We start from the raw sequence: 13,529 nt of genomic DNA on the forward strand, positions 1-13,529 counted from the left end.
GACCGGCACCGGTAGGCATGCGTCTTCCGGGCAGGCGCACCGTACAACTTCGCGTTGCACGCGCTGCCGTTCTCCAGCTTCCTGCCGCAGCGAAGGAGGCCGGTCAGGAGGTATTTCCTGGGTGTGTTCTTGCCATCACCGGACCCGTCCCAGCCGCCCGCGTTGCGCCTCTTCTCCAGCAGAGCCGTGACGGCGTACCACTCCTTGGGGGTGACGATCGCCTCCCACTTCCCGATGACCGGGTTCCCGTCGGCGTCGGTCACCAACTCGCCGTTGAGCTTGCGGTAGCCGCAGATGCGCGGGTTACGCAGGATCTGCTTCACCGTCTGGAGCTGCCAGCTGTTTCCCATTGTGCTGGTGAAGCCCGATTTGTTGAAGCTGTTGGTCACGGTGGTGATGCTCTTGCCGGCCAGCAGGTTCTTGACACCCTGGCTGACGACTGCGGATTCACCGGGATCCAAGGTCAGCTTGTCGTCCTTCCAACCGAACGGGCGGCGGCCCGAGACCGGTTCTCCGCGCTCGGCACGAGCGAGGTGGTTCAGCCGTGCCCTGCGCTTCTTCTTCTTGGTCTCTGATCGGGATGCCGCGACGCCGAGCAGTCCGCGGTACTCGGCACCGTCGCCGTAGAGGTCGTGGCGGCCGGTGTCGTCTGCGTAGACCCGGTCCGGGTGAGCCGTGAAGGAGTCGACGAACCGCTCGTAGGCGTGGGCGCCCCGGTAGAGCCGGTCGTCGGCCACGCACAAGACGCCGTCGACCGGATAGCCGTGCTCCGTGAAGCCCTTCTCCAGAGCCTCGATCATCTTGTCGAAGTCGTCGCGGACCACGCCGGCCTTGGACGCTGACTTGTCGTTGTCGATGTAGTGGTGGATGACGACCATCCGACCGCGCTCCGCGATACGGGCACAGTGCCGGGTCTGGTCCTCGACACCGTGGCCGTCGCGCTTGTGCGCATCGTCGGAGATACGGCAGTAGGCCAGGACCAGGAACCACCCGGCAGCCCGCATGGCCCTGGCTTCTTCGAGGCTCGGGGCACCGGCAGGTACCCCGCGCAGTCTGTTGACCAGGAGCTCGACCTCGGCGGCCGTCAGCTTCTTCCTGGGCTGCTCATCTGCTTTGAACGTCAAGGGACTTCCCCTCCGAACCGCGAGGCTCGCCGTGCGCGCCTCGGCCTCATCTGACGTTAGCAGTGTTGCTGACACCACAACTACGTGGCGGAGGAGCAGTACGACGGCGTCGACCTGCTGGTCACCCGTAAGGGCGCGATCAAGGCGGGTTCGGGCGACTTCGGGATCATCCCGGGCTCGATGGGCACCGGTTCGTACATCGTCCGCGGCCTCGGCAACGAGGCGGCCTTCAACTCGGCCTCGCACGGTGCCGGTCGGAAGATGAGCCGCACCGCCGCCAAGAAGCGCTTCACCGCGCACGACCTCGCGGAGCAGACCAGGGGCGTCGAGTGCCGCAAGGACAGCGGGGTGGTGGACGAGATCCCGGGTGCCTACAAGTCGATCGAGAAGGTCATGGAACAGCAGAAGGACCTGGTTGAGGTGGTCGCCCACCTCAAGCAGGTCGTCTGTGTGAAGGGTTGAGCGTCAGGCCGGGGTGTGCGACACGCGCACCCCGGCCTGTGCCGTGCGGCGCCGCCGCCCACGGGCCGGGCGGGTGTCAGGCCGTCGCCAGGCGGAAGCTGACGGTGCCGAAGGTGACCAGGTCGCCGGGGCGGACGCGGACGGCGCCGATGATGCGCAGCCCGTTGACGTGGGTGCCGTTGGTGGAGCCGAGGTCGTGGAGGGTCCACCCGTCGGCGTGGTGGCGGAGTTCGGCGTGCTGGCGGGAGACCGAGCTGTCGGTGAGCCGCAGGTCGGAGCCGGGGACGCGGCCGATCCGGACGGGCTGGTCACCGGGGGCGGGGAGGCAGAGACCGGGCGCCTGTTCGGTCTGCCAGGCGCCGCGGAGGCGGGCGCGGAAGGCGGAGAGCCGGCCGACGGTGCGCAGCAGCAGGCCGGGGAGCCGGGCGCCGTGCGGCAGATCGCTGAGGACGGCGTCGAGTTCGGCCCGGCTGCGGGCGGTGAGGACGAGTTCGAGCCGGCCGAGGAAGGTGTCGTGGGAGAGCCTGCCACTGCCGACGCCTTCGCGAAGGACGGAGACCGCGCGGTCCCGTTCGGCCTCGGTGGGCCGGGAAACCTGGGTGCCGATCTCTGGAAGCGCCATGCTGGAATTGTCGGTTGCCCTGGCGTGAGGTGTCCAGAAGCGGCGGGTGTTCAGAGCAGGTGGCCCGCCAGCATGCAGACGCCGGTACCGGCGACGATGCTGAGCAGTGCGCTGCGGCGCCAGAGGTGGAGTGCGGCGGTCACGGCGACGCCGAGGGCGGCGGGCAGTCCGTACGGACGGATGGTCAGGTCGAGGTCGCGCAGGGTGTACACGACCAGGATGACCATGACGCCGGTGGGCATGGTGGTGGCGAGGAAGGCGACCAGGGCGGAGTCGCGCAGGCGGCCCAGGACGGCGAAGGGCGCGGCGCGCAGGCAGAAGGTGACCGCGAGGATCACGGCGAGGCCGACGAGGAGGTAGCCGTTACCGGGCATGGCGGCTGTTCCCCTTCCTGAGCAGGTACCGGGCGGCGAGGGTGGCGACGTACAGGCCGAGGGCGACGACCAGGAGCTGGTCCTTGGCGACGAGCAGGGCGGTGAGCGCGCAGAGCAGGGCGAGGACGGGGCCGGGGACGTCGCGGGCGGCGCGGTAGCCGTCGATGGCGAGGACGACGAAGAGCGCGGTCAGGGCGAAGTCGAGGCCGTCGAGCCCGGCGGGCAGGGCGGCGCCGACCAGCGCTCCGGTGAGGCCGCCGGCCACCCAGTAGGACTGGCAGAGCGCCTGGATGGCGAGGATGCGGGTGCCGGAGAGCTGCTCCGCCGGTTTGGTGGCGACGATGGCGTACGCCTCGTCGGTGAGGCTGTAGATGCTGTACGCCTTGCGGAGCGGCCCGTGGACCCGGTGGAGCGGGAAGGACAGCCCGTAGAAGACGTGCCGGAAGTTGACCAGGAAGGTGGTCAGCGCGATGGAGGCGATCGGGGTGAGGGCGAGGAACAGCCCGATGGCGAGGAACTCCAGCGAGCCCGCGTAGATCAGCAGCGAGAAGAGCGGGGTCCACCACCAGGCGAACCCGCTCTGGGTCAGCAGGACACCGAAGGCGATGCCGAGCGGGAAGAGCCCCATGCCCACGCCCAGGGTGTCCTGGAGGGCGGCTCGTACGGGATGGTCCCGGGGAGCGGGTATCGGGGCCTCGGCCGGTCGGGATTGCGTGCTCATTCGGTCCAGCCTATGCGGGGGCTCGGCGGCGCCCCGGGAATTTCACCCTTCGGACCGGCCCGGCAGAATGGCTGGGTGGACTACCAGCAGTTGTTGCACGATGCCATGGAGACCGCCCGCCGGGCCCCGGGGCGGGGCCGGCCGGCGGATTACATACCGGCGTTGGCGGAGGCGAATCCGGAGTCGTTCGGGATGGCCCTGGCGACGGTGGACGGCGAGGTGTACGGGGCGGGCGACTGGGAGCAGTCGTTCTCGATCCAGAGCGTCTCCAAGCTGTTCACGCTGGCGCTCGCCCTGGCCGAGGGCGGGGACGGGCTGTGGCAGCGGGTGGGGCGGGAGCCGTCGGGCAATCCGTTCAACTCGCTGGTGCAGCTGGAGACCGAGCACGGGATTCCGCGCAATCCGTTCATCAACGCGGGCGCGCTGGTGGTGACGGACCGGCTGCTGGAGCTCACGGGGGATGCCGCGGGTGCGGTGCGGGAGTTCCTGCGCGCGGAGTCGGGCAACGCGACGATCGGTACGGACGACACGGTGGCGGCCTCGGAGGCGCGGAACGGTCACCGGAACGCGGCGCTGGCGCATTTCATCGCGAGCTACGGGAACCTGCGCAATCCGGTGGACAGTGTGCTCGCGCACTACTACGCGCACTGCGCGATCGCGGCGAGCTGCCGGGACCTGGCCCTGGTCGGACGGTTTCTGGCCCGGCACGGTCTGCGGGCCGACGGTTCGCGGCTGCTGACGCGCAGTGAGGCGAAGCGGATCAACGCGGTGCTGCTGACCTGCGGGACGTACGACGCGGCGGGTGACTTCGCGTTCCGGGTGGGCCTGCCGGGCAAGAGCGGGGTCGGCGGGGGAGTGCTGGCGGTGCTGCCGGGACGGGGCGCGGTGTGCGTGTGGAGCCCGGGGCTGGACCCGGCGGGCAACTCGGTGCTGGGGGTGGCGGCGCTGGATGCGCTGACCACGGCGACCGGGTGGTCGGTGTTCTGACCTGCGGGAACGTTTCTCCTCACGGCGGCCGGGCACTGCCGACCGGGTAGTCAGATAGCTCTGTGGTGGGCCGCTCGCGCAGTTCCCCCTCGCCCCTGGTCGGTGCCTGGCCGGGATCTGCCGGAGGCGTACGCGAAAGCGCGTGCCGTCGCCGTCCGGCTCCGGAGGGGTCCGGTGGCCGGGCGGCGACGGCACGCCCCGGTTCGGTGCTGCCTGGGTCAGGCGGCGGGCAGCTCGTCGAGGCCCTCCTGGACCAGCTTGGCGAGGCGGTCCAGAGCCGCGTCGGCACCCTCCGCGTCCGAGGCGAGGACGACCGCGTCGCCGCCCTGGGCGCCGAGGCCGAGCAGGGCCAGCATGGAGGCGGCGTTCACCGGGGTGCCGCCCTCCTTGGCGATGGTGACCGGCACGCCGACGGCGGTGGCCGCGCGGACGAAGACGGAGGCGGGACGGGCGTGCAGGCCCTCGGCCCAACCGATGGTGACGCGGCGCTCAGCCATGAGACGTGCCTTTCAGGTGGTGCTGGGTGGCGTATGTTGTCTAGACCAGTGTTGCATGCGCGAAAGGCTCCCGTGCCGCCGTATCGGAGACCCGGGGCCGGACAGGGCCGAACGGCCCTGCCGAGGCCCGCCCACCGCCTTGCCCGCCGCCCCGGCCGCCGAGCCCCCGCCCGGTGCGGATCCGGGACCTTCGGCCCCACCCGGCCGGGCCGGTACGGCCCGAGCCGAGCTGCCCGCTGCCGGATAACCTGGCGACTGTGGACGACCCCCGGCCCTCGCAGCCGAACAGTGCGCAGCCCTCCGCCGACGCCGCGCAGCCCCCCGCCGGCCAGTCTCCCGCAGCCGAGCAGCGGCCCGGGGGCGAGCAGCCCGACGACGACCGGCACAGCTACCCGCAGCACTGGGAGGCCGACGTCCTGCTGCGCGACGGCGGCACGGCCAGGATCCGTCCGATCACCCCGGCCGACGCCGAGCGGCTGGTGGAGTTCTACGAGCAGGTCTCCGACCAGTCGAAGTACTTCCGCTTCTTCGCCCCCTACCCGAGGCTCTCCGACCGGGACGTCAGGCGCTTCACCCACCACGACTACATCAACCGCGTCGGACTGGCCGTGGTGGTCAGGGACCGGTTCATCGCCACCGTCCGCTACGACCGGATCGACCCCGACGGCCGTCCCTCGGCCTCCGGGACCGACGCCGAGGTGGCCTTCCTGGTGCAGGACGCCCACCAGGGCCGCGGGGTGGCCTCCGCGCTGCTGGAGCACATCGCGGCGGTCGCCCAGGAGCGCGGCATCCGCCGGTTCACCGCCGAGGTGCTGCCCGAGAACCGCAAGATGGTGAAGGTCTTCACCGACGCCGGGTACGTCCAGCGGCGCAGCTTCGCCGAAGGCGTGGTCCACCTGGAGTTCGACCTGGAGCCGACCGCCGCCTCACTCGCGGTGATGCGCGCCCGCGAGCACCGCGCCGAGGCCAGGTCCGTGCAGCGGCTGCTCACCCCGCGCTCGGTGGCCGTCCTCGGGGTGTCCCGCAGCCCGCAGTCGGTCGGCCGGGCGCTGCTGCGCAACCTCGCCGGCTTCCAGGGCCCGGTGTACGCGGTGAACCGCAAGGCGCCGCCCGGCACCGAGCTGGAGGGGGTGCCCACCCACCGCTCGCTGCTGGAGATCGAGGGCCCGGTCGACCTCGCGGTGATCGCCGTGCCCGAGCCCGCCGTCCCGCAGGCGGTCGCCGAGTGCGGAGCGCACGGTGTGCAGGGCCTGGTGGTGGTCACCGCCGGGTACGCCGAGACCGGCCCGGAGGGGCGCGACCGGCAGCGCGCGCTGGTCCGCCAGGCCCGCGCCGCCGGCATGCGGGTGATCGGCCCGAACGCGTTCGGCCTGCTCAACACCGATCCCGAGCAGCCGCTGAACGCCTCACTGGCACCCGTGCTGCCCGAGCGCGGACCGTTCGGACTGTTCTGCCAGTCCGGCGCGGTCGGGGTGGCCCTGCTGGAGGCGACCCACCGCCGGGGCATGGGCATCTCCTCCTTCGCCTCGGTCGGCAACCGGGCGGACGTCTCCGGCAACGACTGGCTGCAGTACTGGGAGGAGGACCCGGCCACCGAGGTGGTGCTGCTCTACCTGGAGTCCTTCGGCAACCCGCGCAAGTTCACCCGGATCGCCCGCCGCCTGGCCGGGACGAAACCGGTGGTGGTGGTCAAGGGTGCCCGGCACACCGGCAGCCTGCCGCCGGGCCACGCCGTCCAGGCCGCCGTCGGCGGGCTGCAGGACGCCACCGTGGACGCGCTCTTCCGGCAGGCCGGGGTGCTGCGGGTGGACACCATCACCGAGCTGCTCGACACCGGCGAACTGCTCGCCGCCCAGCCGCTGCCGGCCGGCGACCGGGTCGCGGTGGTCGGCAACTCCGACTCCCTGGGCCTGCTCACCTACGACGCCTGCCTGGGCGCCGGGCTGCGCCCGCGCACCCCGGTGGACCTCACCACCGCCGCCACCGGGGAGAACTTCCGGATCGCCCTGGAGACCGCGCTCGGCGACCCGGCCGTGGACGCGGTGGTCGCCGTCGCCATCCCGCCGATCGCCGCGCAGACCGCCGTCACCCCCGATCTCGGCGCCGACGAGCCCGAGTTCGCCGAGGCACTCACCGAAGCGGGCACGCGGGCGGCCGAGTTGGGCAAGCCGCTGCTGCTGGTGCACCTGGCGCTGACCGAACTGCCCCAGCGGCTGCGCCTGGTGGGCATCCCGGCCTACCCGAGGCCGGAGCGGGCCGTCGACGCGCTCACCCAGGCCGTGCACTACGCCGACTGGCGCCGCCGCACCGCCGAGGCCGAGCAGACCGCCCGGGTACCCGAGTTCGAGCGGATCGACGAGGCCGGCGCCCGCGCGCTGATCACCGAGGCCCTCCGGACCCGTCCGGCCGCCGCACCGTCCCGGCCCGCCGGCGCACCCGGTGCCGCCGGGAAGTGGCGCACCTTCCCCGACGACCGGGCCGCCGCGCTGCTCGCGTGCTACGGCATCGACGTCGTGCCGACCCTGCCCGCGCCCGACGAGGAGAGCGCCGTCCGGGCCGCCGCCGCCCTCGGTTACCCGGTCGCGCTCAAGGCCACCGCCGAGCACCTGCGCCACCGCCCGGACCTCGGCAGCGTCCGGCTCGACCTCACGGGGGAGGCCGGGCTGCGCCGCGCCTACCGGGAACTGGACGCCCTGCTCGGCGGCGCCGAACGGGTCCGCCCGGTGGTCCAGCGGATGGCCCCGCGCGGGGTGGACACCGTGATCGGCGCCACCGTGGACCCGGGAGTCGGCGCGATCCTCTCCTTCGGTCTGGCCGGCGCCCCCGCCGAACTGCTGGGCGACGTCGCCCACCGGCTGATCCCCGCCACCGACCGCGACGCCGCCTCGCTGATCCGCGAGGTGCGGGCCGCACCGCTGCTGTTCGGCTGGCGCGGTGCCGTCCCGGTGGACACCGACGCACTGGAGGAACTGCTGCTGCGGGTCTCCCGGCTGGTCGACGATCTCCCCGAGGTCGCCTCGGTGGATCTCGAACCCGTGGTCGTCGCCCCGCACGGCCTTGCGGTCCTGGAGGCGCGCGTCCGGATCGCTCCGCTCCCGGTCCGCACCGATCTGGGCCCGCGCGCCATGAGCACCCTGTAACCTTCCTTGGTTGCGCCCATCAGATCCCCCGCGGGCGCGGAAGGCCGGAAGCCCGGCCAGTGCCGACCGCTTCGTCGGCGGGACATGCCAGGATGGAGCTATGGCGAAGACCGGTACCACCACCACGCAGGACCTGCGCTCGGCCATCGAGCGCAGCGGCTACTACCCGGCCCTGGTGTCCGAGGCAGTGGAGTCCGCGGTGGGCCCCGAGCCGATCACCTCGTACCTGGTGCACCAGGAGACCACCTTCGACGCCAACGAGGTGCGCCGGCACGTGACGGTGCTGGTGCTCACCCCGTCGCGGTTCGTGGTCAGCCACACCGACGAGCAGGCCGGCGACGCCACCAGCCCGGTGCCGTACGCCACCACCTCCACCGAGTGCGTCCGGATCGACCGGATCAACTCCGTGGTGCTGAGCCGCATGGTCGCCAACCCCGAGACGTACACGCCGGGCACGCTGCCCCGCGAGGTGGTGCTCACCATCGGCTGGGGCGCCGTCCAGCGGCTCGACCTGGAGCCGGCCGGCTGCTCCGACCCCAACTGCGAGGCCGACCACGGCTACACCGGGTCGGCCACCGCCGACGACCTGTCGCTGCGGGTCAGCGAGGCCGGGGACGGTCCGGAGACGGTGGCCCAGGCCCTGCTCTTCGCGCGCGCTCTGTCCGAGGCGACCATCGCCAACCGGGCCTGAGGGCGTACGGCACCCATGTCGCACCTCGACTACGACTCCTTCGAGATCCTCGACCCCTCCGGCGCCCCCGTCCCCGCGTACGGGCACGGCTCGCTGGCCGACCTGCTGCCCGCCGTGGTGGCGGGGCTCGGCGTACCCGGCTTCGAGAGCGGGCTGGCGCTGACCCCGGCCGACCGGGTCTGCGTGTTCCTGGTCGACGGCATGGGCTGGGAGCTGATCCGCCGTCACCCCGACTGGGCGCCGTTCCTGAACTCGCTGGTCCCGGGCGGCCGGTCGATCACCTCCGGGTTCCCGTCCACCACCGCCACCTCGCTGGCCTCGGTCGGCACCGGCCGCACCCCCGGGGTGCACGGCCTGGCCGGCTACACCGTGGCGGTCCCCGGTGCCGGCTACCTGATGAACCAGCTGCGGTGGCAGCCGCACGTCGAGCCGAGCAGCTGGCAGCCGTACCCGACCGTCTTCGAGCAGGCCCACGCGGCCGGGGTGGCGACCTGCCAGGTCTCCTCCCCGCTGTTCGCCCAGACCCCGCTCACCCGGGTCGCGCTCTCCGGCGGCACCTTCCTCGGCCGCACCACCGGCGAGGAGCGGATGGACGTCTCCGCCCAGTGGCTGGCCGAGCACGACCGGGCCCTGGTCTACACCTACGTCAGCGAACTCGACGCGGCGGGCCACCGCTACGGCGTCGACTCCGACGAGTGGCGCCTGACCCTCAACGCCGTGGACCGCCTGGTCCAGCGGCTCGCCGAACAGCTCCCGCCGCGCTCCGCGCTGTACGTCACCGCCGACCACGGCATGATCGACATCGCCCCCGAGGACCGGATCGACTTCGACGAGGACTGGGAGCTGAGTGCGGGCGTCGCCCTGCTCGGCGGCGAGGGCCGGGCCCGGCACGTGTACGCGGTGCCCGGCGCGGCCGCCGATGTGCTCACCGTCTGGAGCGAGGTGCTCGGCGACCGGATGTGGGTGGCCAGCCGCGACCAGGCGATAGCCAGCGGCTGGTTCGGCCCCGTGATCGACGACCGGGTCTACCACCGGATCGGCGACGTGGTCGCCGCGGCCCGGGACGACGTCGCCGTGATCGCCTCCCGCAACGAGCCCGGCGAGTCCTCGATGATCGGCCTGCACGGCTCGATGACCCCGGTGGAGCAACTGGTGCCGCTGCTCGAAGTCCGCGCCTGACCCGCACCCATCCGAAGTCTTTCGAAAGGCCTCCGCTCCACCCATGGCTGACCTGGTGTTCTTCTCCGGCACGATGGACTGCGGCAAGTCGACGCTCGCCCTCCAGCTCGACCACAACCACGCCGCACGCGGCCGCAAGGGGATCATCTTCTCCCGCCACGACCGGGCCGGTGCCTCCACCATCTCCAGCCGCCTGGGCCTGCGCGCCGACGCCGTCGAGGTCACCGAGGGCTTCGACTTCCACGCCTACGTGGTCCACCTGCTCTCGGCCGGCGGCAAGGTCGACTACCTGATCTGCGACGAGGCCAACTTCTACGACGCCGAGCAGGTCGACCAACTCGCCCGCGTGGTCGACGAGCTGAGCATCGACGTCTTCACCTTCGGGATCACCACCGACTTCCGCACCAAGCTCTTCCCCGGCTCCCAGCGCCTGATCGAACTCGCCGACCGGGTGGAGATCCTCCAGGTCGAGGCGCTCTGCTGGTGCGGTGCCCGGGCCACCCACAACGCCCGCACGGTCGGCGGCGTGATGGTCGTCGAGGGCGCGCAGGTCGTGGTCGGCGACATCGCCGTCAGCGAGAGCGAGGTCGGCTACGAAGTGCTCTGCCGGCGGCACCACCGCCGCCGTCTCACCGCGGCCACCGCCCGCGCCTCGGTGCTCTCCCCGGACGTCCTCCCGTTCGAGGCCCAGCGCCCCTGAACGCCCGCCCGGGCGGCACCTGCCCAGGGCGTGGTCACCGCGCCCTGCGGACAAGCGGCCGGGCGGCTAGGGAAGTTGGACCACCGAGAACCGCCCGCCCTGCGGATCCGCCAGCCGGGCCACCCACCCGGCCGGGCCGTCGTACGGGGGCACCAGCACCGTGCCGCCCAGTGCCACCGCCTGAGCAGTCGTCAGGTCGACGTCGCTGACCGCGAAGTGGACCCGCCAGCGCGGCGGACCGTCCCGCAGGTCGGTACTGTGCCGGATACCGGCCAGCGGCGCCGTCGCGTCCTGCTGGGGCACGCTCGGCCCGAACACCATCCGGTAGAAGGCGGCGGCCGACTGCTCGTCAGGAGTCAGCAGTTCGCTCCAGACGGGGGCGCCGGGCTCGTCGACCACCTCCCAGCCGAGGTGCTCCTCGCCCTGCCAGAGACCGAACACCGCCCCCCACACGTCGGCGGCGATCGCCAGCCGTCCGGCCCGCTCGGCCTGCAGCGGGCCGACCGCCACCGTGCCGCCGCACTCGCGGATCCGCTGCGAGACCAGATCGGCGTCGTCCACCGAGAAGTACGTCGTCCACTCCACGGGACGGCCGGGACCCGGAGGGGTGACACCGATTCCGGCGACCTTGGCGCCGTGCAGGGTGGCCCGCGCGTAGGCGCCGAGATGGGTCGGCCCGGGTGTGAACTCCCAGTCCAGCAGCGCTCCGTAGAAGGCCGTGGCCCCCTGGTGGTCGCTGGTCATCAGGCTCACCCAGCAGGGCGTGCCCTGGGTCAGCCGCACCGTCACCGCTGTCATCGCGTGCCTCCTCGCCGGGGGCGGTCGGCAAGGCCGCCGCGCGTCCCAGGGCGATGGTTCCACCTCGGGCCGCCGAAATCCGCTGACCGCGCGGCGTAGTAGGCAAAGACCGTACAAAGAGCGGAGTCGTCGCGTCACAATGGCGGGCATGACAGCCGCATCCACTGATGGTTCCGTCGCCGGCCGCCCGCTCGACGGTTCTCCGCTGGTCTCCGTCGCCGAGTTGGCGACGGCCCTCGACTCCGCGGACCCGCCGGTCCTGCTCGACATCCGCTGGCAGCTCGGCGGTCCGCCCGGCGCCGGGGAGTTCGCCGCCGGGCACCTGCCGGGTGCCCAGTACATCGACCTGGACAGTGAGTTGGCCGCGCTCCCCGGTGCCGCTGGTCGCCACCCGCTGCCCGACCCCGAGGTGTTCGGCGCGGCCGTGCGCCGGGCCGGGGTACGTGCCGACCGCCCGGTGGTGGTCTACGACGCCGGGCCCGCGACCTCGGCCGCCCGCGCCTGGTGGCTGCTGCGCTGGTCCGGCCACCGGGACGTCCGGGTGCTGGACGGCGGCCTGGCCGCCTGGCGCGCGGCCGGCCTGCCGGAGAGCACCGGGCAAACGCCGGCACCGGCAGGCGACTTCGAGCCCGCCCCCGGCCAACTGCCCACCCTGGACGCCGGACAGGCCGCCGCGCTGGCCCGCATCGGACTGCTGCTCGATGCCCGCGCGGGCGAGCGCTACCGGGGCGAGGTCGAGCCGATCGACCCCAGGGCCGGACACATCCCGGGCGCGGTGAGCGCCCCCACCACGGAGAACCTCGGTCCGGACGGGCGCTTCCTGCCCGCCGCCGCACTCGCCGAGCGCTTCCGCGCCCTCGGCGCGGGCGACCGCAAGGCCGACGAGGTCGGCGTCTACTGCGGTTCGGGCGTCACCGCCGCGCACGAGCTGCTGGCCCTGACGGTGGCCGGCTTCGGGGCCGCGCTCTACCCGGGCTCCTGGAGCGAGTGGTCCGCCGACCCGGACAACCCGGCAGCCACCGGCCACCAGCCCGGCTGATCACCGGCGACCCGCCTTCCGGGGGCGGCCCGACCGCCGGGCACACCCCCGAGGGCGGGAACCGTCCGAGAAGAGGCGTGCCCTTGTCCCGTACGGATCGTTGTCCCGTACGGATCGTTGTCCCGTACGGGACCGGCCGACCGGGTCTCCTCCCTCAGTCCTGCTTCTTGCGGCGGCTGCCGAAGACGATCTCGTCCCAGCTCGGCACGGTGGCCCGTCGGCCGGGACGGACGCCGTCAGCCTCGGCCTGGCGGTCGGTCGTGCCCACCAGCCGCTCACGGTGCGGGGCGACCGCGCGCGGCATCAGGATGTCGGCGTACGCCGAGCCCGCGCCGACACTGGCGGCCGGAGCGGCCTGCTCCTCCGCCTCCTCGACCTCCTCCACCTGCACCGGCTCCACGGCCGGGAGGGTGAGGTCACCGCGGAACGCGGGCACCACGTCCAGCAGGCTGGTCAGCGAATCCCGGCCGTCGGCCGTGGCCTCGCGGACCTCGCGACCCGACATGATCCGGTCCGCCGAGGGGCGCTCGATCATCGGGCGGGCCGGGCGGTCCTGGGGGAGCCTGGCGATCCGCGGGATGAACGGGAAGACCGAGTCCTCCTCGCGCTCGACGCTCTCGCCGATCAGCGCGCGGGCCTCGTCGTCGTTCGGCTGCACCAGGCGACGCGGCGGGTCGTACGTCCAGCTCGCGCTGCGGCCCTCGCCGTCCGCCCGGTAGTAGAGGATGACCTCCCAGGTGCCGTCCTCACGGCGCCAGGAGTCCCACCGCTCGGTGTCCTTCTCCGCGGCCCGCAGCGCCAGCCGCTCGGCCACGGCCTCGCCGAGCTGCGGCCCGGTGGGCTCGCCGTGGCGGCGGATCGCGGTCTTGCGGGCCCGCTCGGCCATGAAGGCGCGCTCGGCCAGCACCGGACCCTCGAAGCGCCGGACCCGGTCCACCGAGATGCCGGCCGCCTGGGCGACCTCCTCGGCGGAGGCACCGGCTCGTATCCGCGCCTGGATGTCCCGGGGCCGCAGGTGGCTCTCCACCTCGATCTCGATCTGACCGAGGCGTGGCCGGTCCCCGCGGATGGCGGCGCGCAGCCGCTCGTCGATGGGGAGGGTGTACTCGGTGCTGTCGGCAGCCTTGAGCACCAGCCGTGTGCCGTCATTGCTGACCGCCACGACGCGCAGTTCGGGCACGGTTACCTCCCGGGT

At 72.9% G+C, this 13,529-nt stretch carries 13 protein-coding genes and 1 pseudogene; 7 read left to right on the forward strand and 7 right to left on the reverse strand.

Annotated elements, in window-relative coordinates:
* A partial coding sequence (locus UK12_RS25830; protein WP_082119947.1) for a recombinase family protein occupies nt 1-1,124 on the reverse strand: 1,124 nt, incomplete at its 3' end.
* 72 nt (nt 1,125-1,196) lie between these two features.
* Here UK12_RS25830 and UK12_RS25835 point away from each other — a divergent pair.
* Nucleotides 1,197-1,586, forward strand: a pseudogene (locus tag UK12_RS25835) (RtcB family protein); the annotation flags it as partial.
* Between the two features lie 76 nt (nt 1,587-1,662).
* Here UK12_RS25835 and UK12_RS25840 read toward each other — a convergent pair.
* Genes UK12_RS25840 through UK12_RS25850 form a run of 3 tightly spaced genes read right to left on the reverse strand, consistent with a single transcriptional unit; the run spans nt 1,663 to nt 3,303 of the window.
* Nucleotides 1,663-2,208 (reverse strand): DUF1707 and FHA domain-containing protein, encoded by a 546-nt coding sequence (locus UK12_RS25840; RefSeq protein ID WP_045305552.1) that lies wholly within the window; start codon nt 2,206-2,208, stop codon nt 1,663-1,665.
* Nucleotides 2,209-2,258: 50 nt separating this feature from the next.
* Nucleotides 2,259-2,582 carry a branched-chain amino acid transporter permease gene (locus UK12_RS25845; RefSeq protein WP_045305553.1) on the reverse strand — a complete coding sequence of 108 codons (324 nt, stop codon included), beginning with the start codon at nt 2,580-2,582 and terminating at the stop codon, nt 2,259-2,261.
* Nucleotides 2,572-3,303 (reverse strand): AzlC family ABC transporter permease, encoded by a 732-nt coding sequence (locus UK12_RS25850; RefSeq protein ID WP_045305554.1) that lies wholly within the window; start codon nt 3,301-3,303, stop codon nt 2,572-2,574. The genes UK12_RS25845 and UK12_RS25850 overlap by 11 nt, the downstream gene beginning before the upstream one ends.
* A gap of 75 nt (nt 3,304-3,378) precedes the next feature.
* Between UK12_RS25850 and UK12_RS25855 the strand changes: the two genes are divergently transcribed.
* Nucleotides 3,379-4,290 carry a glutaminase gene (locus tag UK12_RS25855; RefSeq protein WP_442973848.1) on the forward strand — a complete coding sequence of 304 codons (912 nt, stop codon included), beginning with the start codon at nt 3,379-3,381 and terminating at the stop codon, nt 4,288-4,290.
* 218 nt (nt 4,291-4,508) lie between these two features.
* Here UK12_RS25855 and UK12_RS25860 read toward each other — a convergent pair whose 3' ends face one another.
* Nucleotides 4,509-4,787 carry an HPr family phosphocarrier protein gene (locus UK12_RS25860; RefSeq protein ID WP_045305556.1) on the reverse strand — a complete coding sequence of 93 codons (279 nt, stop codon included), beginning with the start codon at nt 4,785-4,787 and terminating at the stop codon, nt 4,509-4,511.
* 257 nt (nt 4,788-5,044) lie between these two features.
* On the opposite strand from UK12_RS25860, the gene UK12_RS25865 reads away from it, so the two are divergent.
* The 4 genes from UK12_RS25865 (at nt 5,045) to UK12_RS25880 (ending at nt 10,497) form a co-directional block, all read left to right on the forward strand.
* Nucleotides 5,045-7,927, forward strand: coding sequence for a bifunctional acetate--CoA ligase family protein/GNAT family N-acetyltransferase (locus UK12_RS25865; RefSeq protein WP_197085178.1), 2,883 nt, complete (start codon nt 5,045-5,047; stop codon nt 7,925-7,927).
* A 100-nt stretch (nt 7,928-8,027) separates the two neighbouring features.
* Nucleotides 8,028-8,618 carry a DUF5998 family protein gene (locus tag UK12_RS25870; RefSeq protein WP_045305557.1) on the forward strand — a complete coding sequence of 197 codons (591 nt, stop codon included), beginning with the start codon at nt 8,028-8,030 and terminating at the stop codon, nt 8,616-8,618.
* A gap of 15 nt (nt 8,619-8,633) precedes the next feature.
* On the forward strand, nt 8,634-9,797 hold the full coding sequence (locus UK12_RS25875) for an alkaline phosphatase family protein (RefSeq protein ID WP_045305558.1): 1,164 nt from the start codon (nt 8,634-8,636) through the stop codon (nt 9,795-9,797).
* A 43-nt stretch (nt 9,798-9,840) separates the two neighbouring features.
* Nucleotides 9,841-10,497, forward strand: a complete 657-nt coding sequence (locus UK12_RS25880; RefSeq protein ID WP_045305559.1) for a thymidine kinase — start codon at nt 9,841-9,843, stop codon at nt 10,495-10,497.
* A 66-nt stretch (nt 10,498-10,563) separates the two neighbouring features.
* On the opposite strand, the gene UK12_RS25885 is transcribed toward UK12_RS25880, so the two are convergent.
* Nucleotides 10,564-11,295 carry a VOC family protein gene (locus tag UK12_RS25885; RefSeq protein WP_045305560.1) on the reverse strand — a complete coding sequence of 244 codons (732 nt, stop codon included), beginning with the start codon at nt 11,293-11,295 and terminating at the stop codon, nt 10,564-10,566.
* A 148-nt stretch (nt 11,296-11,443) separates the two neighbouring features.
* Here UK12_RS25885 and UK12_RS25890 point away from each other — a divergent pair, with 148 nt between their 5' ends.
* Nucleotides 11,444-12,334 (forward strand): sulfurtransferase, encoded by an 891-nt coding sequence (locus tag UK12_RS25890; protein WP_045305561.1) that lies wholly within the window; start codon nt 11,444-11,446, stop codon nt 12,332-12,334.
* Between the two features lie 154 nt (nt 12,335-12,488).
* On the opposite strand, the gene sepH is transcribed toward UK12_RS25890, so the two are convergent.
* Nucleotides 12,489-13,514 carry a septation protein SepH gene (gene sepH, locus UK12_RS25895; protein WP_045305562.1) on the reverse strand — a complete coding sequence of 342 codons (1,026 nt, stop codon included), beginning with the start codon at nt 13,512-13,514 and terminating at the stop codon, nt 12,489-12,491.
* Nucleotides 13,515-13,529 lie beyond the last annotated feature (15 nt).

Origin of the sequence: Saccharothrix sp. ST-888 (genome assembly GCF_000955975.1) — a bacterium.
Taxonomy (GTDB): Bacteria; Actinomycetota; Actinomycetes; order Streptomycetales; family Streptomycetaceae; genus Kitasatospora.

Excerpts from the sequence above, each read along its gene's own strand:
- UK12_RS25870 (WP_045305557.1), top strand. The coding sequence starts at position 8,028 with ATGGCGAAGACCGGTACCACCACCACGCAGGACCTGCGCTCGGCCATC.
- UK12_RS25875 (WP_045305558.1), top strand. The coding sequence starts at position 8,634 with ATGTCGCACCTCGACTACGACTCCTTCGAGATCCTCGACCCCTCCGGC.
- UK12_RS25890 (WP_045305561.1), top strand. The coding sequence starts at position 11,444 with ATGACAGCCGCATCCACTGATGGTTCCGTCGCCGGCCGCCCGCTCGAC.
- UK12_RS25850 (WP_045305554.1), bottom strand. The coding sequence starts at position 3,303 with ATGAGCACGCAATCCCGACCGGCCGAGGCCCCGATACCCGCTCCCCGG.
- UK12_RS25845 (WP_045305553.1), bottom strand. The coding sequence starts at position 2,582 with ATGCCCGGTAACGGCTACCTCCTCGTCGGCCTCGCCGTGATCCTCGCG.
- UK12_RS25885 (WP_045305560.1), bottom strand. The coding sequence starts at position 11,295 with ATGACAGCGGTGACGGTGCGGCTGACCCAGGGCACGCCCTGCTGGGTG.
- UK12_RS25860 (WP_045305556.1), bottom strand. The coding sequence starts at position 4,787 with ATGGCTGAGCGCCGCGTCACCATCGGTTGGGCCGAGGGCCTGCACGCC.
- UK12_RS25840 (WP_045305552.1), bottom strand. The coding sequence starts at position 2,208 with ATGGCGCTTCCAGAGATCGGCACCCAGGTTTCCCGGCCCACCGAGGCC.
- UK12_RS25880 (WP_045305559.1), top strand. The coding sequence starts at position 9,841 with ATGGCTGACCTGGTGTTCTTCTCCGGCACGATGGACTGCGGCAAGTCG.